This window comes from Ensifer adhaerens (genome assembly GCF_001270265.1).
Taxonomy (GTDB): Bacteria; Pseudomonadota; Alphaproteobacteria; order Rhizobiales; family Rhizobiaceae; genus Ensifer; species Ensifer adhaerens_B.
In genome coordinates this window covers 71,876-92,477 of record NZ_LGAP01000016.1, presented here as the reverse complement: position 1 = coordinate 92,477, position 20,602 = coordinate 71,876, and the positions used below count along the sequence as shown (strand labels likewise).

The 20,602-nt window shown below is 62.8% G+C and carries 16 protein-coding genes and 1 pseudogene; 13 read left to right on the top strand and 4 right to left on the bottom strand.

Annotation, left to right across the window (positions count from 1 at the left end):
* Positions 1-4: 4 nt before the first annotated feature.
* The 5 genes and pseudogenes from AC244_RS21520 to AC244_RS21505 all read left to right on the top strand — a co-directional run bounded on the left by AC244_RS21520 (position 5) and on the right by AC244_RS21505 (position 6,458).
* Entirely contained in the window at positions 5-1,147 is a 1,143-nt protein-coding gene (locus AC244_RS21520) for an ATP phosphoribosyltransferase regulatory subunit (RefSeq protein ID WP_053250866.1), read from the top strand.
* Positions 1,144-1,839, top strand: a complete 696-nt coding sequence (gene hisG / locus AC244_RS21515) for an ATP phosphoribosyltransferase (protein WP_053250865.1) — start codon at positions 1,144-1,146, stop codon at positions 1,837-1,839. Before AC244_RS21520 ends, hisG begins: the two co-directional genes overlap by 4 nt.
* Positions 1,840-2,027: 188 nt before the next feature.
* Positions 2,028-2,123, top strand: a pseudogene (locus tag AC244_RS36615) (glutathione S-transferase); the annotation flags it as partial.
* Positions 2,124-2,216: 93 nt separating this feature from the next.
* The gene (locus AC244_RS21510) at positions 2,217-3,440 is read left to right on the top strand and encodes an NAD(P)/FAD-dependent oxidoreductase (protein WP_053250864.1); all 1,224 of its coding nucleotides are present in this window, start codon (positions 2,217-2,219) and stop codon (positions 3,438-3,440) included.
* 219 nt (positions 3,441-3,659) lie between these two features.
* A complete protein-coding gene (locus AC244_RS21505; protein ID WP_053250907.1) occupies positions 3,660-6,458 on the top strand; it encodes an EAL domain-containing protein in 2,799 nt (932 codons plus the stop codon).
* Between the two features lie 74 nt (positions 6,459-6,532).
* Here AC244_RS21505 and AC244_RS21500 read toward each other — a convergent pair whose 3' ends face one another.
* The 3 genes from AC244_RS21500 to groES form a co-directional block, all read right to left on the bottom strand.
* Positions 6,533-6,979 (bottom strand): hypothetical protein, encoded by a 447-nt coding sequence (locus tag AC244_RS21500; protein ID WP_053250863.1) that lies wholly within the window; start codon positions 6,977-6,979, stop codon positions 6,533-6,535.
* A 764-nt stretch (positions 6,980-7,743) separates the two neighbouring features.
* A complete protein-coding gene (groL, locus tag AC244_RS21495) occupies positions 7,744-9,381 on the bottom strand; it encodes a chaperonin GroEL (protein WP_053250862.1) in 1,638 nt (545 codons plus the stop codon).
* Between the two features lie 62 nt (positions 9,382-9,443).
* Entirely contained in the window at positions 9,444-9,740 is a 297-nt protein-coding gene (gene groES, locus AC244_RS21490; protein ID WP_004675403.1) for a co-chaperone GroES, read from the bottom strand.
* 469 nt (positions 9,741-10,209) lie between these two features.
* Here groES and AC244_RS21485 point away from each other — a divergent pair, with 469 nt between their 5' ends.
* The 5 genes from AC244_RS21485 (at position 10,210) to AC244_RS21465 (ending at position 16,538) form a co-directional block, all read left to right on the top strand.
* Positions 10,210-11,058, top strand: a complete 849-nt coding sequence (locus AC244_RS21485; protein WP_053250906.1) for a TIGR01459 family HAD-type hydrolase — start codon at positions 10,210-10,212, stop codon at positions 11,056-11,058.
* A 13-nt stretch (positions 11,059-11,071) separates the two neighbouring features.
* The gene (locus AC244_RS21480; RefSeq protein WP_053250861.1) at positions 11,072-12,055 is read left to right on the top strand and encodes a bifunctional riboflavin kinase/FAD synthetase; all 984 of its coding nucleotides are present in this window, start codon (positions 11,072-11,074) and stop codon (positions 12,053-12,055) included.
* Positions 12,056-12,395: 340 nt separating this feature from the next.
* Positions 12,396-15,305, top strand: a complete 2,910-nt coding sequence (gene ileS, locus AC244_RS21475; protein WP_053250905.1) for an isoleucine--tRNA ligase — start codon at positions 12,396-12,398, stop codon at positions 15,303-15,305.
* Positions 15,306-15,434: 129 nt separating this feature from the next.
* The gene (locus tag AC244_RS21470) at positions 15,435-16,055 is read left to right on the top strand and encodes a hypothetical protein (RefSeq protein WP_053250860.1); all 621 of its coding nucleotides are present in this window, start codon (positions 15,435-15,437) and stop codon (positions 16,053-16,055) included.
* 3 nt (positions 16,056-16,058) lie between these two features.
* Entirely contained in the window at positions 16,059-16,538 is a 480-nt protein-coding gene (locus AC244_RS21465; protein WP_053250859.1) for a GNAT family N-acetyltransferase, read from the top strand.
* Between the two features lie 21 nt (positions 16,539-16,559).
* Here the strand turns inward: AC244_RS21465 and AC244_RS21460 are convergent, their stop codons facing one another.
* Positions 16,560-17,009 (bottom strand): nucleoside deaminase, encoded by a 450-nt coding sequence (locus AC244_RS21460; RefSeq protein WP_053250858.1) that lies wholly within the window; start codon positions 17,007-17,009, stop codon positions 16,560-16,562.
* 73 nt (positions 17,010-17,082) lie between these two features.
* On the opposite strand from AC244_RS21460, the gene AC244_RS21455 reads away from it, so the two are divergent.
* From AC244_RS21455 to AC244_RS21445, 3 genes are read left to right on the top strand one after another with little or no spacing between them, the layout of a single operon-like run.
* The gene (locus tag AC244_RS21455; RefSeq protein WP_053250857.1) at positions 17,083-19,074 is read left to right on the top strand and encodes a pseudouridine synthase; all 1,992 of its coding nucleotides are present in this window, start codon (positions 17,083-17,085) and stop codon (positions 19,072-19,074) included.
* A 6-nt stretch (positions 19,075-19,080) separates the two neighbouring features.
* On the top strand, positions 19,081-19,641 hold the full coding sequence (rsmD, locus tag AC244_RS21450) for a 16S rRNA (guanine(966)-N(2))-methyltransferase RsmD (protein WP_053250856.1): 561 nt from the start codon (positions 19,081-19,083) through the stop codon (positions 19,639-19,641).
* A 59-nt stretch (positions 19,642-19,700) separates the two neighbouring features.
* Complete coding sequence (locus AC244_RS21445) at positions 19,701-20,585, top strand: patatin-like phospholipase family protein (protein WP_053250855.1); 885 nt, start codon at positions 19,701-19,703, stop codon at positions 20,583-20,585.
* The last annotated feature ends 17 nt before the right edge of the window (positions 20,586-20,602 follow it).

The following is a 20,602-nucleotide window of genomic DNA, read 5'->3' as shown; positions in this document are numbered from 1 at the left end:
GGCGATGCCTCTGATCAACCTTCCCGCCTTTTCCGCAGATCTGCTTGCCGAGTTCGAAAGCCTCGGAACGCTCAGGGTCGACACGCCGGTGATCCAGCCGGCGGAGCCGTTTCTCGCCATGGCCGGCGAGGACCTTCGCCGCCGCATTTTCATGACCGAGAGCGAGACTGGCGAGAGCCTCTGCCTGCGGCCGGAGTTCACCATTCCCGTCTGCCTTCGCCACATCGAAACCGCGACCGGCACCCCCAAGCGCTATGCCTATCTCGGCGAGGTGTTCCGCCAGCGCCGCGAAGGCGGCAACGAATTCTATCAGGCCGGCATTGAGGATCTCGGTGATACCGATATCGCCGCCTCGGACGCACGCGCGGTCGGCAATGCCATGCGGGTTGTCGCCAATCGCCTTCCTGGCCGGCGTCTGGCGGTAACGCTCGGCGACCAGTCGGTGTTCGAGGCGGTCGTCGGTGCCTGCGGCCTGCCGGGCGGGTGGCAGAAGCGGCTGATCCATGCCTTCGGCGACCAGAAGCACCTGCAGAAGCTGCTTGCCGAGCTTGCCGATCCAAGGGCCGCCGGCGTGTTCGGCCCGGAGGTCGAGCGGCTGGCGATCAGCGGTATGCTCGATGACGAGGCGCGGCTTGTCGCCCATATCGGCGAAACCATGGAGGCGACGGGCTACTCGACCAATGCCAGCCGCTCTCCGCAGGACATCGCCCGCCGCCTGAAGGAAAAGATGGAACTGGCGAATACCCGGCTTGATCCGGACACGCTGGACCTCGTGCGTGAATTCCTGGCGCTCGACATGCCGCTTGGCGAAGCGCCGGCAGCGCTCTTCCGCTTTGCCGAGAAGACCGGCCTGACGCTCGATGGAGCGCTGGCGCGCTTTGATGCGCGTGTGGCGGCGCTTGCCGATATCGGCGCCGATGTCGGCGTCATTCGCTACCGCGCCGCCTTCGGCCGCCCGCTCGATTATTATACCGGCCTCGTTTTCGAAGTCGAAGTCGAGGGGACACCGGCCGTGCTTGCCGGTGGCGGACGCTTCGATCGGCTCCTGACCTTGCTTGGCGCGCGGGAACATATTCCCGCCGTCGGCTTCTCGCTCTGGCTCGACCGGATCGAAGCGGCGATCGCCGCCAGCGGAGGTGCCGCATGACCATCACCATCGCACTGCCGTCCAAGGGGCGGATGAAGGACGACGCCTCCGCGATCTTCGAGCGCGCCGGCATGAAGATCGTTGCCGTCGGCAATGACCGCTCCTATCGCGGCCGGGTCGAAGGCTGGGACGATGTCGAGATCGCCTTCCTGTCGGCCTCGGAGATTTCGCGCGAACTCGGCAACGGCACGATCGATTTCGGCGTCACGGGGGAGGATCTCGTGCGCGAGGGCCTTGCCAATGCCGATGCCCGCGTCGAGTTCTGCGCTCGCCTCGGCTTCGGTCATGCCGATGTCGTCGTCGCGGTTCCGGAGATCTGGTACGACGTCGACACCATGGCAGACCTCGGTGACGTTGCTGCCGACTTTCGCGCCCGCCACGGCCGGCGGCTGGCGATCGCCACGAAATACTGGCGGCTGACGCAGAACCATTTCTCGGGCAGTCACGGTATCCAGCTCTACCGGATCGTCGAGAGCCTCGGGGCGACCGAGGGCGCGCCGGCCTCCGGCTCCGCCGATATCATTGTCGATATCACCTCGACCGGCTCGACCCTGCACGCCAACCACCTGAAGATCCTTGCCGACGGCGTCATCCTGCGGTCGGAAGCCTGCCTGGTGCGCGCACGCAAGCCGGCGCACGATGGCGACCCGGTCGTCGACCGGATCATCGCGGCCGTGCGCGGCGCGCTCTGACCCTTGGCTTTTCGAGACGTGCACCAGCCGCCCGTCTCGCCGGCGGGCACGCCCTGGTCCTTCGGCGCCGGGCGCTGCGATTACCGTAACGCGGTAAATTTTGCCTCACCCGCTGACAAACGCCCGCGAATGACCTTATCTACGCCGCGCAAGCGGCGGACGCCGTTCCCGCCATTCGTTTCGAGGACGACTACAGGAGTTTCCCGAATGTGATGGCTTGGGTCGAGCGCGGGCTGGCGCGCCCGGCAGCCCAAAAAGGGATGGAAATCCCGGCCAAGGTCTGAGCCGCCGGCGGTGTGGCCATTCGTGCGAGTTGACGTGGCTCGGGTGGAAAGGCTACGCCTTGTTGTACAAACGAATAAACGACGGGTGAGAGCGTGTCCGGAAGGCTTGTTGTTATCGGTGGCGGTCAGGCCGCCTTTGCGTTGGTCGCCAAACTGCGGGCGCTGAAGGACGAAAGGCCGATCACCATGGTCGCGTCCGAGGCAAGCCTGCCCTATCAGCGCCCGCCGCTTTCCAAGAAGTATCTGCTTCGCGAGATGAGCCTCGATCGGCTGCTCTATCGCCCGGAGGCCTGGTACGGCGAGCACAACGTCGATATCCAGCTCTCGACCACGGTGACGGAGCTCGACCGCGCCGCCAGGCGCGTGACGTTGAGCGACGGCACTTCGCTCGACTACGAGACCCTGGCATTTGCAACCGGCGCCACCCCACGTCGTTTGCCGGCCTCGGTCGGCGGCGACCTCGACGGCGTTTTCACCGTCCGCGATTTCAGGGATGCCGACCTGCTGGCCGAAGAGATGAAGCCGGGCAAGCGGGCGCTTGTCGTCGGCGGCGGCTATATCGGCCTCGAGGCCGCGGCGGTTGCGCGCACGCTTGGGCTTGAGGTCACAGTGATCGAGATGGCCGACCGCATCCTGCAGCGCGTCGCCTCCTCGGCAACGTCGGGCATCGTGCGCGAGATCCATCGGTCGCGCGGTGTCGATATCCGCGAGGGAACAGGGCTCAACCGGCTGGTCGGCGAGAATGGCCGCGTGACCGGTGTCGAGCTGTCCGACGGGTCGGTGCTTGCGGTCGACCTCGTCATCGTCGGCATCGGCGTGACGGCCAACGATCACCTGGCGCATGCCGCCGGCCTCGAAACCGCCGGCGGCATCGTTGTCGACAGCCACGGCCGCACCACCGATCCGGCAATTTTCGCGATGGGCGATTGCGCCGTCCAACCGTGGGACAACATGCGCATCCGCCTTGAATCCGTTCAGAATGCCGTGGATCAGGCCGAGGCGGTGGCGGCCGTCATTGGCGGCGGGGTCGAGCCCTATGCTCCCAAGCCGTGGTTCTGGTCGGACCAGTACGACGTCAAACTGCAGATTGCCGGCTTTGGCCTCGGTCACGACGAAACCATCGTTCGCCCCGGCCCGCGCGAGGGCAGCGTTTCCGTCTGGTACTTCCGAGAGGGCAAGCTCTTGGCCGTCGACGCGATTAACGACGCCAAGGCCTATGTCACCGGCAAGAAGCTTCTGGAGACGGGCATCCACCCGGACAGGGCGGTAATTGCCGATCCGCAATCGGACCTGAAAGCGCTTCTGGCTCAAGCTTAGTGGCGCGACCGTCACGGTGTCATTGCGCCGGTTCGAAATGTTCAACTACAAGGCGGTGGCATTTCAGCCTTCGTTAAGGACGAAAGCATTGTCCTGTTTCGAAACGTCAGTTGCGCGCTGACTTTCACCATTCCTTAAACCGCACGACGCCAACAGAAGCGATAAACCGGAAGTGGGAGATCCCTTTCCGGACCAGAAGTTTCATTTAGGCGTTTGGCGATGTTCAAGGTTCTTACATGCCTCGTGGTCGAGCATGATCCCAAGCTGGTCGTGCTCGCCGCCCTCATCTGCTTCCTTTCGAGCTACGGCGCGGTGACCTTGCTTCAGCGAGGACGCTCCTCCACGGGCAAGGCGAAGGCGATATGGGCAGTGGCTGCCGGCATCGCCAGCGGCTTCGGCATCTGGGCGACCCACTTCATCGCCATGCTTGCCTACGATCCAGGCGTCGTACTCGGCTACCAGATCGATCTGACGGCCCTGTCGCTTGGCGCCGCGGTCGTTCTGACGACGATGGCCCTGCTGATTGCCACCTATGCGCAGGGAGCTGTCGCCTGGATTGCTGGCGGCATCGTTCTCGGCTCCGGTGTCGCCTGCATGCATTTCCTCGGCATGGCGGCGCTCGATGTTCCAGGCAGCATCCGCTGGGACTGGACGCTTGTCGTCGTCTCCGTCGTCTCCGGTTCCCTGTTCGATATCGGTGCCTTGCGGGCCGTCACGCACATCGATCGACCTCTGAAGGCGAAAATTCTCGCGACGCTCTTCATGACGCTTGGCATCGTCGCCTTGCACTTCACTGCGATGGGCGCCGTGACGATCGAGGCCGATTTGCTGTCGGCGTCGCCCGAGGGAATGATGCAGCCGCATTTTCTGGTCTTCGTCATCGCCGGAACCGCTTTCTTCCTGTTGACCATGGTCTTGCTTGCCGCGGGTTTTGCGCACCATGCTGAGCTTTCCGCTGCCGCGTCCGAGCGCGAATTCGCCCGCTTCGTGCGAAGCGTCAAGGACTACGCCATCTACATGCTCGACGTGAAAGGCCACGTCGCGAGCTGGAATGCCGGCGCCGAAGCCAACAAGGGGTATACAGCCGACGAAATCGTCGGCAAGAGTTTCGCATGCTTCTATTCGCCCGAGGATCAGCGGGCAGGGGTACCGCAACAGGCGCTCGACGAAGCCTATACCAACGGCAAGTTCGAGTGTGAAGGCTGGCGCTACCGCAGGGATGGCACGCGCTTCTGGGCGCATGTGGTGATCGATCCCTTCCTGCACGAGGATGGCACGCATGCGGGCTTCATCAAGATCGTCAAGGACATCACCAAGGAAAAGGTCGATGCGGATCGCATCGCCGAAGTGAGCAAGAATCTCGACATTGCGCTTGAGAACATGTCGCAGGGCATTTGCCTCTTCGACAGCGGCGACCGTCTGCTGCTTTCGAACCGGCGCTGCCGCGAGATCTTCGGTTTCTCCGAGACGCTGGCCGGAAAAGGCCTGACGTTCCGCCAGATCCTCGACGAGGTTTTTGCCCGCACCTATTCCGACCCGGCAATCGCCCGGGCGAAATCAGACGAGCTCTACCAGAAGCATCGCGTCGACATGGTCGGCAAGGGCGGTGGCGACATCGTCGAAAAGCTGCCGAATGGACGCTCGATCCTGACCAAGCATCGCACCCTTGCCGATGGTGGCTGGGTCAGCACCTACGAGGACATCACCGAACGCCTGGACAGCGAGGAGCAGATTTCGTTCCTCGCGCGCCACGACAGCCTGACGGGCCTTCCGAACCGGCTGCAGTTCAGCAGCTATCTGGAAGAAGAGCTCGATGCGGCCGCCTGGTTCTCGCGCAAGGTTGCCGTGATCGGTCTCGACCTCAACAAGTTCAAGGAAGTCAACGATCTGCATGGCCATGCCGCCGGCGATTTCGTGCTGGTGACGATTGCCCAGCGGATGAAATCGCTGCTGCTGGAAGGCGAATTCGTGGCACGCTTCGGCGGCGATGAGTTCGCAGCCGTCAAGTGCTTCGAGGAACTGTCCGAACTTAACGACTTCCTCCGCCGCATCGAGAAGAGCCTGCATGAGGAAATGCGGTTCGGCGACTTCGAGTTGAAGTCCGGCGGCAGCATGGGTGTCGCCATCTATCCGCAGGACGCCGAGACGGCCGACACGCTGATCAACAATGCCGACCTTGCGATGTACCGCGCCAAGGCTGCGCTGAACCAGACCGTCTGCTTCTACGAAGTTTCAATGGATGAGGCCGCGCGCCAAAGGCGTAGCCTTGCCAACGACCTGTGGGATGCGATCGAGAAGAAACAGCTGGCGCTGCATTATCAGGTTCAGAAGTCGGTGATGACCGGCGACGTCATCGGTTATGAAGTGCTTCTGCGCTGGCACCATCCCGAACGCGGCATGGTGCCCCCGAACGAGTTCATTCCGCTTGCAGAAGAATGCGGCGCGATCCTGCCGATCGGCGAATGGGTTCTGCGCGAGGCCTGCCGCGAGGCCGCGGGTTGGCAAAGCACCCACAAGATCGCCGTCAATCTTTCGCCCGTGCAGCTTGCCAATGGCGACATCGTCAGCCTGGTCGAGGAGGTGCTTTCCGAAACCGGGCTCGACCCGAAGCGGCTGGAACTTGAAATCACGGAATCGACGATCATCGACGACAAGGAGCGCGCGCTTCTGACCCTCCGCCAGATCAAGGAGCTTGGGGTCACCATCGCGATCGACGACTTCGGCACCGGCTATTCGTCGCTCGAGACGCTGCGGTCCTTCCCGTTCGACAAGATCAAGCTCGACAAGAGCTTCATGTGGGAGGTGGAAGCAAGCCCGCAGGCCAAGGCGATCGTCCGCGCCATCCTGGCCCTCGGGCAGAGCCTCTCCGTTCCCGTCCTGGCCGAAGGCGTCGAGACGCAGAAGCAGCTCGAGATCCTGCAGGCGGAAGGATGTGACGAGGCACAGGGTTACCTGCTCGGCAGGCCGGCACCGATCTCAACTCTCGCTACCGGTAAGGTGAAGGTGGCGGCAGCCTGAGGGCGCCGCGCCTTTACGCCCCTGCTCCATGTCTCCGGTGGGGCCGGAGACATCAGTCAAAGTCGAGGATGCGCCTACTGACGCAGCAGCATCTTTCCGGCGCCTTCGACAAGGAAGCGCGGGAAGAAGAAGATACCGTGAATCGTGCCTGAATAGCGCTCCTCGAGGCCCGAGGATTCACCGATGCAGAACACCGGCTGCTTGTGGCCGGATTCGAGGCTGATCGTCGTCGAGAAGCAGAAGGACGAGCAACTGGTTGCCGCCTGCTCGAAAAGTTCGAGCACGTGGTTGCGGTCGGCAGGGTCGTAGCAGCGCACGAAGTTGAGCAGACCGCATTCGCTCTCGTTGAGGCCGTGGATAGCCGAAGCCTTCTCGCCAAGCCGGAACAGGCCCGTCGACAGATCGCCCGACCATCCCTCGGAGACGCAGAACTGCTCCAGGAATTCCTGATGCGGAAGGCCGGCATGCATCTGCCCGGGGACGCCAAGGGGAACTGAATTTGTTCTCGTGATCTTAAACACGGTCTACCCCAGCGCGGCCCCTGGCGAACGTCGTTGTCCGACCAGGCAAGCACATCCCAATATACAACCTTCGCCTGCCATCGACCGATAGAAAGAAGAACGCGCACGATAGGTCGTGTGCATTTTTCTGTACTGAAAGGTCGCGAAACTGTGATGCAGCCCGCCAAGCGAAATGATTTCGCAGGAAAAGTTGGCTTACTTTGCGATTAAATACTTATATGCTTTGCGTGATGTTCTCAAAGAGAGCTTGGACACACAGTTAATACGAAAAGTTTGAGCGATTTTTCGCTCGCTTTGGGCCCGTGATCCAGTCTCTCGTGAATCTCTGTCCACTTGGGGCGGTGTTATAGTTCGTTTTTTTTCGACTTCAACGTCTTTTTAGTGCTGCTGCAGCTGCCGGGTAATTTTTCCTGCGGACAGCTTTGACGTGCACGTGAGATGCAGCCGGCGGATTGCCGCAAAAACAAGAAAGGGCGACCCGAGGGTCGCCCTTTCCGATCCGGATGGATCACCGTGGATCTGCTTGAACAGGTCCGCGATAAGGCTGTCGCCCTATCACATCATGTCCATGCCGCCCGTTCAGCGCGCTTGGCGCGCTGAACCGCTATAAGTGCATGGGCGAAGCTTTTTGGACGATGCTGCGATTGGGCTAGCGCCTATCACATCATGTCCATGCCGCCCGTTCAGCGCGCTTGGCGCGCTGAACCACTATAAGTGCATGGGCGAAGCTTTATGGACGATGCTGCGATTGGGCTAGCGCCCTATCACATCATGTCCATGCCGCCCATGCCGCCCATGCCGCCCGGCATTGCCGGAGCGTCCTTCTTCGGCAGTTCGGCGATCATGGCTTCCGTCGTGACGAGGAGGCCAGCAACCGAAGCTGCGTCCTGAAGGGCGGTGCGAACGACCTTGACCGGGTCGATGATGCCCATGGCAATCATGTCGCCGTATTCGCCGGTCTGAGCGTTGTAGCCGAAGTTGTCCTGGTCCTTGTCGAGGATCTTGCCGACAACGATCGAAGCTTCGTCACCAGCGTTCTCAGCGATCTGGCGGGCCGGAGCCTGCAGAGCGCGACGAACGATGTTGATGCCGGCTTCCTGGTCGTCGTTGACACCCTTGACGGTGATCTTGACGGAAGAACGCAGCAGGGCAACGCCGCCGCCCGGTACGATGCCTTCCTGAACAGCAGCGCGCGTCGCGTTGAGAGCGTCGTCGATGCGGTCCTTCTTTTCCTTCACTTCAACTTCCGTCGAACCGCCAACGCGGATCACGGCAACGCCGCCAGCGAGCTTGGCAAGACGTTCCTGCAGCTTTTCGCGGTCGTAGTCGGAAGTGGTTTCTTCGATCTGGGCCTTGATCTGGGAAACGCGGCCTTCGATGTCGCTCTTCTGGCCGGCACCGTCGACGATCGTGGTGTTTTCCTTGGAGATCGAAACCTTCTTCGCACGGCCGAGCATGTCGAGCGTGACGTTTTCGAGCTTGATGCCGAGGTCTTCGGAGATCACGGTACCACCGGTCAGGATGGCGATGTCTTCGAGCATGGCCTTGCGGCGATCGCCGAAGCCAGGAGCCTTGACGGCAGCGATCTTCAGGCCGCCACGCAGCTTGTTGACGACGAGGGTCGCAAGAGCTTCGCCTTCGACGTCTTCAGCGATGATGAGGAGCGGCTTGCCGGTCTGAACGACGGCTTCGAGAACCGGGAGCATGGCCTGGAGGTTCGAGAGCTTCTTCTCGTGGAGGAGAACGAAGACGTCGTCGAGGTCAGCGACCATCTTTTCCGGGTTGGTGACGAAGTAGGGGCTGAGGTAGCCACGGTCGAACTGCATGCCTTCGACGACTTCGAGTTCGGTTTCGGCGGTCTTGGCTTCTTCAACGGTGATGACGCCTTCGTTGCCGACCTTCTGCATCGCTTCTGCGATGTCGAGGCCGATCTGACGCTCGCCGTTGGCCGAGATCGTGCCGACCTGTGCGACTTCTTCCGAGGTGTTGATCTTCTTGGCCTTGGCCTGGAGATCCTTGACGACTTCGGTGACAGCGAGGTCGATACCGCGCTTCAGGTCCATCGGGTTCATGCCGGCAGCAACGGCCTTGGCGCCTTCGCGAACGATCGCCTGGGCGAGAACCGTTGCAGTCGTGGTGCCGTCGCCAGCGATGTCGTTGGTCTTCGAAGCAACTTCGCGGACCATCTGGGCGCCCATGTTTTCGAACTTGTCTTCGAGTTCGATTTCCTTGGCGACCGATACGCCGTCCTTGGTGATGCGCGGAGCGCCGAAGGACTTGTCGATGATAACGTTACGACCCTTCGGGCCGAGCGTGACCTTTACCGCGTCAGCGAGGATGTCGACGCCACGCAGCATCTTTTCGCGCGCGGTGCGGCCGAACTTGATTTCTTTTGCAGCCATTTGAGAAAACTCCCGGGCTCATTGCCCATTGGTTGTCATGGAAAGGTGTGGACGACGGCGGATCAGCCGATGATGCCCATGATGTCGGCTTCCTTCATGATGAGAAGGTCTTCGCCGTTGATCTTGACTTCGGTGCCCGACCACTTGCCGAACAGAACGCGGTCGCCAGCCTTGACATCGAGAGCAACAACCTTGCCGCTTTCGTCACGGGCGCCCGAGCCAACAGCGACGATTTCGCCTTCCTGCGGCTTTTCCTTAGCGGTGTCCGGAATGATGATGCCGCCCTTGGTCTTTTCCTCAGACTCGACGCGGCGGACGACAACGCGGTCGTGCAGCGGGCGGAAATTGGTGCTTGCCATTAGTCTAATCCCTCGATCAAATGACATTACGGATCGTTCATCGACCCGATGGATGGGTGTTAGCACTCCCTGTTGTCGAGTGCTAGCGAGGCCGAGATAAGGCTGGCTCCTGGACGAGTCAAGGATTGGCCGATCAAAAAATTTCAGGCGACATGGTTATCGGCGGGGCATGACTGGAGACCAACGGCTGCCGGGCCGGGGTGGGCACGCGCGCATCCTTGTGGCACGAAGCAGTCGGAATTTGGGCGAAGCTTGGTCTTGAATGTTTGTTTCGTCCTGTTGCCCGACGAGGTTTCCGCCGCGCAAGCGGTACCTTGTCGAGGTCCGGTTGTCCGTCGGTCCCCTCGGGGCGGAAGGGGCAGCCGGTCGTCGAATCCTTGGGAACGGCGGCGTTTTTCTGGGGCCGAGGCTTGTATTCTTGCCCCTTCCTTGCGATGCAAGCCGGAAACCGAGTTTGCAGGAAGCCCGCATGGCCGCAAGGATCAACAGTTTTCGGGAAATCGCAGGGCGCTATGACGTCGTGCTCTGTGACGTCTGGGGTGTTCTCCACAACGGCGTTCAGGCGTTTGCGTCGGCCTGCGAGGCCCTGGCGGAAGCGCGTGCCGCAGGCCTGACGGTTGTTCTCATCACCAACTCGCCCCGGCCGAGCCCGAGCGTCAAGGTACAGATCCGCGGGCTTGGCGTTCCCGATGAAGCCTATGATCGCATCGTCACGTCGGGCGATGTGACCCGCACTTTGATCGCTGCAGCCGACAAGAAGATCTTCTTCATCGGCGCCGAACGCGATCTGCCGTTGCTCGAAGGGCTCGGCACCGAGATCGTTTCGTCGGAGGATGCCGAGACCGTCGTCTGCGCCGGCTTCTATGACGATGAAACCGAAACGCCGGAGCATTACCGCGCGACACTGACCGGTCTTGCCAAGCGCAAGATTCCGTTTATCTGCGCCAATCCGGATCTGGTGGTCGAGCGCGGCCACCGGCTGATCCCCTGCGCCGGCGCCATCGCCAAGCTCTACGAGGAGCTCGGCGGCGAAGCCCGCATCGCCGGAAAACCCTATATCTCGATCTACCGCGCCGCGCTGACGGAAGCCAAGGCTGTTCGCGGTCCACTCGATCTGTCGCGTGTCATCGCTGTCGGCGACGGCATGCCGACCGACGTCAAGGGTGCCCAGGATGCCGGTTTCGATCTGCTCTACATAAGCGCCGGTATTCACGCGCAGGAATACATGAACGAAAGCCGGACCGACGAAGCGAAGCTTACAGCCTTCCTGAAAAAGGAGGGCGCCTCGCCGAAGTGGTGGATGCCCAGGCTCGCGTGACGGGAAGACTGAGATGACGGTTTTTCATCGCAACGAGACCCGCGACCCGCTGCCCGAGCGCCTGCGCGGTGGCGTAGTCGCCATCGGCAATTTCGACGGTGTGCACCGCGGCCACCAATCGGTGCTCGAACGAGCGCTGGAAGAAGCCAAGGCGCGGGGCGTACCCGCTCTGGTGCTGACTTTCGAGCCTCACCCTCGCACCGTTTTTCGGCCTGATACACCGGTGTTCCGGCTGACGCCCGCGCCGCTGAAAGCCCGCATCCTCGAAGGCATGGGGTTTGGCGCCGTTATCGAATATCCGTTCGATCGCACCTTCTCCGAACTTTCCGCATCCGATTTCATCCATCGGGTCCTGTTGGAATGGCTGCACGCCTCGCATGTCGTCACCGGCTTCGATTTCCATTTCGGCAAGGGGCGCGAAGGCGGTCCGGCCTTCCTGATGGCGGCGGGTGGTGAAAACGGTTTCGGCGTTACTCTGGTCGACGCCTTCCGTGACGAGAACGCCTCGGTGATCTCCTCAAGCTTCATCCGCTCGCTGCTTGCCCAGGGTGACGTTTCCCATGCAGCCGGTCTTCTCGGCTATCGCTACACGGTCGAGGCCGAAGTGATCGACGGCAAGAAGCTCGGACGTAGTCTCGGCTATCCCACGGCGAATATGCGCCTGCCTGCCGAGGTCGAGCTTAGAACCGGCATTTATGCCGTGCGCTTCCGCCGGGCGGACGGCTCGCTCTACGATGGCGTTGCCAGCTTCGGGCGGCGTCCGACAGTCGACAGTGACGGCGAGGCGCTGCTCGAAACTTTCGTCTTCGATTTTTCCGGCGATCTTTACGGCGAGGTCTGTTCGGTTTCGTTCTTCGGTCATCTGCGCGACGAGCTGAAGTTCGACGGGCTCGACCCGCTGGTCGCGCAAATCCGCCAGGACGAAGATGAGGCGAGGGCGCTTCTTTCCGGTGTCACGCCCTTGGGCGACATCGATCGCCGGATCAACTTTGCCTAAAGAAATCCGTCGCGTCGAAGCGGCGGACCTTTTCAAAAGGCCGAAAACGCCTTAAACAACCGGCCACCATGACCCGGCACCGTCGATTGACCATCGATCAGCGAATTATCGGCCCGGCTTTCCGCGCGCACTAGGCCGCCGGAAGGTCCGGGATTTCGGCGTTTCCAACGCCCCAGTCATCTCTAGAGCGCCGCGCGTCCCGGACGCGCCAAGGTCGCTCTGAAACTTTGAAGCTGCGCATATTCCTTTCCGAAAATCGATCCGGATTTCGGGGCTATGCGCCAGATACCACCCTTTCGCATGCGCGTTGATCCGCGCGGAAAAGATGATTGCAAAGACCATGACAGATACCGCTGAGAAGATCGACTATTCCTCCACCCTCTACCTGCCGCAGACGGAGTTTCCGATGCGCGCCGGCCTGCCGCAGAAGGAGCCGGAAACGGTTGCCCGCTGGCAGAAGATGGGCCTCTACAAGAAGCTGCGCGCCTCGGCCGCCGGCCGCGAAAAATTCGTGCTGCATGACGGCCCTCCCTATGCCAACGGCAACATCCATATCGGTCATGCGCTGAACAAGATCCTCAAGGACGTCATCAACCGCTCGTTCCAGATGCGTGGTTTCGACGCTAACTATGTGCCGGGCTGGGATTGCCACGGTCTGCCGATCGAGTGGAAGATCGAGGAGAAGTACCGCGAGAAGGGCCAGAACAAGGACGAGGTTCCGGTCAACGAATTCCGCAAGGAATGCCGTGACTTCGCCTCCGACTGGATCCAGATCCAGGCGGAAGAGTTCAAGCGCCTCGGCATCGAGGGCGACTTCGACAATCCCTACACTACGATGAACTTCCACGCCGAAGCCCGCATCGCCGGCGAGCTGATGAAGATCGCCAAGATGGGCCAGCTCTATCGCGGCTCCAAGCCGGTGATGTGGTCGGTCGTCGAGCGCACGGCGCTGGCCGAAGCCGAAGTCGAATATGCCGACGTCGAAAGCGACATGATCTGGGTGAAGTTCCCGGTCACCGAAGGTCCGGACAGCCTTGCCGGGACCTTCGTGGTGATCTGGACGACGACGCCCTGGACCATCCCCGGCAACCGCGCGATCGCCTTCTCCTCGCGTTATGCCTATGGCCTCTATGAGGTTGCAACCGCTGAGAACGACTTCGGCCCGCAGCCGGGCGAAAAGCTGATCTTCGCCAAGCGTCTTGCAGACGAGTCCGCCGCCAAGGCCAAGCTCACCTTCAATTTCGTCCGCGATATCGAAGGCGCTGAACTGGCGGCCCTTACCTGCGCCCATCCGTTGCACGGCCTTGGTGGCGGTTACGCCTTCAAGGTGCCGCTGCTCGACGGCGACCATGTGACCGACGACGCCGGCACCGGCTTCGTGCACACGGCGCCCAGCCACGGCCGCGAGGACTTTGACGCCTGGATGGACAATGCCCGCGCGCTTGAAGCTCGTGGCATCTCGTCGGCGATCCCATTCACCGTCGACGACGCCGGCTATTTCACCGCCGACGCCCATGGCTTCGGCCCGGACGCCGAGGGTGGTGCAGGACGCGTGCTCGACGACAAGGGCAAGAAGGGTGACGCCAACGATCGCGTCATCAAGGCGCTCATCGGCCGCCACGCGCTGTTTGCGCGCGGCCGCCTGAAGCACTCCTATCCGCATTCCTGGCGTTCCAAGAAGCCGGTGATCTTCCGCAACACGCCGCAATGGTTCGTCTACATGGACAAGGGCTTCGGCGACGGCACGACGCTGCGCTCGCGCGCCCTGTCGGCGATCGACGACACCCGCTTCGTGCCGGGTGCCGGCCAGAACCGCCTGCGTGCGATGATCGAGGGACGCCCGGACTGGGTGCTCTCGCGCCAGCGCGCCTGGGGCGTGCCGATCGCGATCTTTGCCGACGACCAGGGCGAGATCCTCGTCGACGAAGCCGTCAATGCCCGCATTCTCGAAGCCTTCGAGCAGGAAGGCGCCGATGCCTGGTTTGCCGACGGTGCCAAGGACCGCTTCCTCGGCAACGACCACGACCACGAGAAGTGGCACCAGGTCATGGACATTCTCGACGTCTGGTTCGATTCGGGCTCGACCCATACCTTCACGCTCGAAGACCGTCCGGACCTGAAGTGGCCGGCCGACGTCTACCTCGAAGGCTCCGACCAGCATCGCGGCTGGTTCCACTCGTCGCTGCTTGAATCCTGCGCGACGCGCGGCCGTGCGCCCTACAACGCCGTTGTCACCCATGGCTTCACCATGGATGAGAAGGGCGAGAAGATGTCGAAGTCCAAGGGCAACACCGTCACGCCGCAGGAAGTGATGAAGGATGCCGGCGCCGACATCCTGCGCCTCTGGGTGATGACCACGGACTATTGGGAAGATCAGCGTCTCGGCAAGACGATCATCCAGACCAACATCGACGCCTATCGCAAGCTGCGCAACACCATCCGCTGGATGCTGGGCACGCTGGCGCACGACAAGGGCGAGGAGGTCGCCTACGCCGAACTGCCCGAGCTGGAAAAGCTGATGCTGCATCGCCTGGCCGAGCTCGATCAGGTCGTTCGCGAAGGCTATGACGCGTTCGACTTCAAGAGGATCGCGCGCGCGCTGATCGATTTCTCGAACGTCGAACTCTCCGCCTTCTATTTCGACGTGCGCAAGGATGCGCTCTATTGCGACGCACCGTCGAGCCTTCGTCGCCGGTCGGCGCTTGCCGTGATCCGCAAGCTGTTCGATTGCCTGGTGCTGTGGCTTGCGCCGATGCTGCCCTTCACCTGCGAAGAGGCCTGGCTGTCGCGCAAGCCCGATGCGGTCTCGGTCCATCTCGAGCAGTTCCCGGCAATCCCGGCGGAATGGAAGAACGACGCGCTTGAGGCGAAGTGGGAAAAGATCCGCGCGGTGCGCACGGTCGTGACCGGCGCGCTCGAAATCGAGCGTCGCGAGAAGCGTATCGGTTCGTCGCTGGAGGCGGCTCCTGTTGTCTACATCGCCGATCCGGAGCTGTTGAAGGCGCTCGAAGGCGAAGACTTCGCCGAGATCTGCATCACCTCGTCGATCACTGTCGAGGCGGGCGAAGGCCCGGCCGACGCCTTCCGTCTGCCTGAGGTCGCCAAGGTCAGCGTCTTGCCGAAGGGCGCTGTTGGCCGCAAGTGCGCCCGCTCCTGGCGGATCACGACCGACGTCGGTTCGGACGCTCTCTACCCTGAGGTGTCTGCCCGTGATGCCGCCGCACTGCGGGAACTTGGCTTCAAGGCTTAAGGGATCATTTACCGGATGAATTGCGCTTACCGCATTCATCCGGTAAAACCTGCCCGAAATTTGGCGGATTTCTCCGCCATGGGCGCTGAGTGGCCGCGCACGTGACGGTGGCCGGCTAGAAGGAATCTCATGGAAATGACGCGAGAGTTGCGACTGTTTGCTAGCGTTGCCGCCATTTTGACGAGCGGCCTGGTGCTTTCCGGCTGCATCGGCGGCCCGACCTACGGCACCGACAAAACGGCCGGCGAACAGTTGATGGACGACCTCGGAAGCGCTGTGAGCATTGCTCCGCAGAAGCGTGATCCGGTCAAGTACCAGCCGCGCCCCGGCCTGGTGCTGCCGCCGTCCGGCCAGCAGACCGCCCTCGTGGAGCCGCAGAAGTCGCTCGCCAGCCGCGAAGCGAATCCGGAGTGGGTCGAGTCCCCGGAAGAAGCACGCAATCGCCTGCGCGAAGAAGCCGACGCCAACAAGAACAACCCGAACTACGTCTCGCCGCTTGCAAAGGCCAGCGCCAATGGTCGCCGGCTTTCGGCCAAGGAGCAGCAGCAAGCCTATCGCGAAGCGCGCAAGATCGAGATGGGCGCCTACGCCGATAAGCGCCGCTTCCTGAGCGACCCGCCGCTCGAATACCGCCGCCTGCCGGAAGGTTCCGAGGCTGACCTGGGGGAACCGGAGAAGGTCAAGGAGCGCCGCCGCAAGAAGGAAGCGCAGGTCAAGAATTCCGGCAGCAAGTGGTACTGGCCCTTCTAAATCATGACGATCAGCATTCGCGACGCGCGACCGGAAGACGCGGAAACCATCCTGCGCTTCATCACTGAACTTGCCATCTACGAGAAGGCCCCCGACGAAGTCGAGGCGACCGTCGAGCAGTTGCAGGCTTCGCTTTTTGGCCCGGGCGCGCTCACCCGCGCGGTGATCTGCGAGAAGGACGGAAAGCCGGCCGGTTTCGCCATGTGGTTCTACAACTACTCCACCTGGCAGGCGCGCAAGGGGCTTTATCTCGAAGACCTCTATGTCACTCCGGATTGCCGCGGCTCCGGCGCCGGCAAGATGCTGCTGAAGCATCTCGCCAAGATCGCCGTCGAGGAAGGTTGTGGCCGTTTCGAGTGGAGCGTTCTCGATTGGAACGAGCCGGCAATCCGCGTTTACGAGGCAGTCGGCGCCGAGCCGATGTCGGAGTGGACGCGCTACCGGCTTGCGGGCGCGGCACTGGAGACCTTTGCCGCCGGCTGAAGCCACGGCATAATCGGCGTCTCACCGCTTATCGGCAAAGAAATCCCTGAGAATGTCCGCGGCTTCACGCTCGGCAAGCCCGGAATAGACATCGGGCACGTGGTGGCATGTCGGCGAACCGTAAAAGCGCACGCCGCTGTCGACCGCGCCGCCCTTGGGGTCTTCGGCGCCGTAATAGAGGCGACGGATGCGGGCAAAGGAGATTGCCGCCGCGCACATGGTGCATGGCTCCAGGGTGACATAGAGATCGGCGCCCGTCAGCCTTTCGTCGTTGAGCACCATGGAAGCTTCGCGGATTGCAACGACCTCGGCATGAGCGGTGATATCGTTGAGTTCGCGGGTACGGTTTCCGGCGCGCGCGATGATTTCGCCATCGAAAACGATGACGGCGCCGATCGGCACTTCGCCGCGTTGGCCCGCTTTTTTGGCCTCTTCGAGGGCCGCATCCATGAAGCGTGTCGTATCAGTCATCGCTCAAACAATAATTTCTCTTAACCCACGGGCTCCGACCTGATAGGACAGCCGCAAAAGGCAGGCAACACAAATGACATCCAAAGACAAGCCCATGCGGCCTGGCGGCAAGCCCGCCGGCCGGGACAAGAAACCTCATTTCGCTGGCAAGAAGGCGACAGCGCCTCAGGCCGGTGCCTCGCGGCCGCCCAAGGCAGGCCCGAAGCCCGCCGCCGCAAGCGCCGACGAACCGCAGCGCATCTCCAAGATCCTGGCGCGCGCCGGCGTTGCTTCACGCCGCGATATCGAGCGCATGATCATGGAAGGCCGGGTCAAGCTCAACGGTGTCATCCTCGATACGCCTGTTGTCAACGCGACGCTCGCCGACGACATCGAAGTCGACGGAAACCCGATCCGTGGCATCGAGCGCACACGCCTGTGGCTCTATCACAAGCCGGCCGGACTGGTGACAACCAATGCCGACCCGGAAGGCCGCCCGACGGTTTTTGACAACTTGCCGGGCGAGCTGCCACGCGTTCTTTCGATCGGCCGCCTCGACATCAACACCGAAGGCCTGCTGCTGCTGACCAATGACGGCGGCCTTGCCCGCGTGCTCGAACTCCCGTCAACGGGCTGGCTGCGCCGTTACCGCGTGCGTGCCCATGGCGAAATCGACCAGGACGAATTGGACAAGCTGAAGGAAGGCATCGCCGTTGACGGCGTGCTCTACGGCGGCATCGAAGCGACGCTCGACCGTGTGCAGGGGTCGAACGTCTGGATCACGATGGGTCTGCGCGAAGGCAAGAACCGCGAGATCAAGAACGTGCTCGGCGCGCTCGGCCTCGACGTCAACCGCCTCATCCGCATCTCCTACGGCCCGTTCCAGCTCGGCGAATTGCCGGAAGGCCACGTGCAGGAAATCCGCGGCCGGACGCTGCGCGACCAGCTTGGACCGCGTCTGATCGAAGACGCCAAGGCGAACTTCGACGCGCCGCTCTACAACGATCAGTCGGCAACCGTCGCAAACGAAGCGCCGGAAGGCGAAGCCTCCGACACGCGCAAGCCCGAACGCGCCAGCCGCTGGGAAAAGCCGGAAGACAAGCGCGAGCGTGCGCTTTCCCGCCTCGACACCCGTCGTGACGATCGCCGCGACAGTGGCCGCGGCAAGGAAGGTCCCCGTGGCAAGGGCGGCCCGCGCGAAGACCGCGGCGACGCCAAGTTCGAGGACCGGCCGAAGCGTACGCCGGCGCAGCGCGCCCGTACGGCCAATGTCTGGATGGCGCCGGGCGCCCGTCCGCTGGCCGAGAAGAAGTCGAAATCCGCTGAAGGCGATGCCACGGCGAAGCCAGCGCGCCGCGAGCGCCCCGAAGGCGCTCCGAAGACCAAGCGTTACGGCCGCACCAAGGATGGTTTTGCGACGAAGTCATCGGGCAAGTTCGATCCGGACCGCAAGGGCGGCGCACCCAGGGACTTCGACCGTCCGGCTTCAGCCGCACCGGTCAAGCGTCGGGATGAAGAGGGCGAATGGATCAGCGCCAGCGAACCCGCGCGTCGCGGCAAGGATGAAGGCCGTGATGGCGGCTTCGGCCGGCGCAAGTCGGGCGATGCCGGCGACCGCAGGTCGCGTGACCACGGTGATCGTCCCCCGCGCCGCGAAGGTGGCGATCGGTCGGCGCGCTCAGAGGGCGGCCCGCGCAGTTATTCCGACAAGCCGCGGTTCCCGCGCGCCGAAGGCGATAGGCCTGCGCGTCGCGAAGATGGCGACCGCCCGCGTGGTGATCGGCCCGCCCGCGCCGAAGGCGGTCCACGCAGCTATTCCGACAAGCCGAGAGCCCCACGCGCCGAGGGCGATCGTCCGCCACGCCGCGAAGGCGGTGACCGCCCGTTTGGCGACAAGCCCCGCGGCAAGTCCTTCGGCGGCAAGCCGTCCGGCGGCAAATCGTTTGGTGAACGTTCAGGCGCTCCGCGTGGCGGCAGGCCCGGTGGTGGAAAACCAGCTGGCGGCGGTGGAAAGCCCGGAGGTGGCGGCCGTCCTGGTGGCGGCGGACGTCCGGCCGGCGGCAAGCCGCGCGGCAGAGGAAACTAAGCGGCCGTGCGCATCGTCGGCGGAGAGTTCCGTGGCCGCAGTCTGGCCACGCCCAAGTCGAATGATATCCGCCCGACCACCGATCGGACGCGCGAAAGCCTGTTCAACATCCTGAGCCATTCCTATCCGGAGGCTCTCGATGGCACCCGCGTGCTGGATCTCTTTGCCGGCACCGGGGCCGTGGGCCTCGAGGCACTGTCGCGGGGGTGCCGCCAGGCACTCTTCGTCGAGCAGGGCGTCGAGGGGCGGGGCCTCCTGCAGAACAATATCGAGGCATTCGGTCTTCAGGGCCGTGCCAAGGTCTTCCGCCGGGACGCCACCAGCCTCGGTTCCGTCGGCACGATGGAGCCGTTCCACCTGGTCTTCGCCGACCCACCCTATGCAAAGGGATTGGGGGAGAAGGCGCTGGAATCGGCGGCTCTCGGCAATTGGCTGGTTCCGAATGCGCTTGTCGTGCTGGAGGAGCGTGCAGACGTTCAGCCGGCGCCGACCGCCGTTTTCGAGCGGCTGGACGTCCGGGTATTCGGCGACACGCGCATGCATTTCTACCGGTTCCGCGGCGTCTGACGTCACACTTTTGATTCGCTTGCAAAGCTAGACTGCCGATTGAACTGGGGTGCAGGTCGATGAAGCAGGGCGTTTCCACCGCGGATATGTCGCCGCCAAGTGCGAGCGGGCCGTCTATCGCGCTGGCGCTCGGCGGCGGCGGCGCCCGTGGGCTTGCCCATATCCATGTCATCGAGGCCTTTGACGAGTTGGGCATTCGCCCGGTCGTGATCGCCGGTTCGTCGATCGGCGCCATCATGGGTGCCGGCATGGCGGCGGGCCTCAGCGGTGCGGAAATTCGAGAGCACACGCTTGCGACGGTCGGTCATCGCCGCGAAGTCGTCAATCGCTTATGGCAGTTGCGGCCGGCAAGCTGGTCGGAGGCTGTGACCAACGGCTTTCGTTTCGGGCAGTTCAATGTCGAACGCGTGTTGAAGGCGTTTTTGCCCGAAGCCATCCCCGCGACGTTTTCAGAACTGGATATCCCGCTCAAGGTTGTCGTCACCGACTATTACGGCCAGACGGAACATGTCTGCGAGACAGGCGATCTGCAAAAGGCGCTGGCCGCATCGGCGGCTCTGCCTGCGGTCTTCGTGCCGGTGAAGATCGCAGGACGGGTGATGATCGATGGCGGCATCTACAATCCCATTCCCTTCGATCATCTGCGCGGACTTGCCGAGATCGTTGTCGCCGTCGACGTTGTCGGCGGCCCGGACGGCGACGGCAAGACGATCCCCAGCCGCATCGACAGCCTGTTCGGCGCCAGCCAGTTGATGATGCAGTCGATCATCGCCATGAAACTGAAGGAAGGTGCGCCGGATATCCTGCTGCGGCCCGACGTCGGCCGTTACCGGGTCATGGATTTCCTGCGTGCAAAGGAAGTCCTGGCGGCGACCGCCGTCATCAAGGATCAATTCAAGCGGACGCTGGAAGAGCGAATGAGGGCGGCCAGCATCTCAAGATGAGGTCATTGGCCGGCGCG

What these genes read in the sequence shown, in the direction of transcription:
- AC244_RS21460 (WP_053250858.1), bottom strand. Translation starts at nt 17,009, where the DNA reads ATGACTGATACGACACGCTTCATGGATGCGGCCCTCGAAGAGGCCAAA.
- ileS (WP_053250905.1), top strand. Translation starts at nt 12,396, where the DNA reads ATGACAGATACCGCTGAGAAGATCGACTATTCCTCCACCCTCTACCTG.
- groL (WP_053250862.1), bottom strand. Translation starts at nt 9,381, where the DNA reads ATGGCTGCAAAAGAAATCAAGTTCGGCCGCACCGCGCGCGAAAAGATG.
- AC244_RS21465 (WP_053250859.1), top strand. Translation starts at nt 16,059, where the DNA reads ATGACGATCAGCATTCGCGACGCGCGACCGGAAGACGCGGAAACCATC.
- AC244_RS21485 (WP_053250906.1), top strand. Translation starts at nt 10,210, where the DNA reads ATGGCCGCAAGGATCAACAGTTTTCGGGAAATCGCAGGGCGCTATGAC.
- AC244_RS21470 (WP_053250860.1), top strand. Translation starts at nt 15,435, where the DNA reads ATGGAAATGACGCGAGAGTTGCGACTGTTTGCTAGCGTTGCCGCCATT.
- AC244_RS21480 (WP_053250861.1), top strand. Translation starts at nt 11,072, where the DNA reads ATGACGGTTTTTCATCGCAACGAGACCCGCGACCCGCTGCCCGAGCGC.
- AC244_RS21520 (WP_053250866.1), top strand. Translation starts at nt 5, where the DNA reads ATGCCTCTGATCAACCTTCCCGCCTTTTCCGCAGATCTGCTTGCCGAG.
- hisG (WP_053250865.1), top strand. Translation starts at nt 1,144, where the DNA reads ATGACCATCACCATCGCACTGCCGTCCAAGGGGCGGATGAAGGACGAC.
- AC244_RS21445 (WP_053250855.1), top strand. Translation starts at nt 19,701, where the DNA reads ATGAAGCAGGGCGTTTCCACCGCGGATATGTCGCCGCCAAGTGCGAGC.
- groES (WP_004675403.1), bottom strand. Translation starts at nt 9,740, where the DNA reads ATGGCAAGCACCAATTTCCGCCCGCTGCACGACCGCGTTGTCGTCCGC.
- AC244_RS21455 (WP_053250857.1), top strand. Translation starts at nt 17,083, where the DNA reads ATGACATCCAAAGACAAGCCCATGCGGCCTGGCGGCAAGCCCGCCGGC.
- AC244_RS21505 (WP_053250907.1), top strand. Translation starts at nt 3,660, where the DNA reads ATGTTCAAGGTTCTTACATGCCTCGTGGTCGAGCATGATCCCAAGCTG.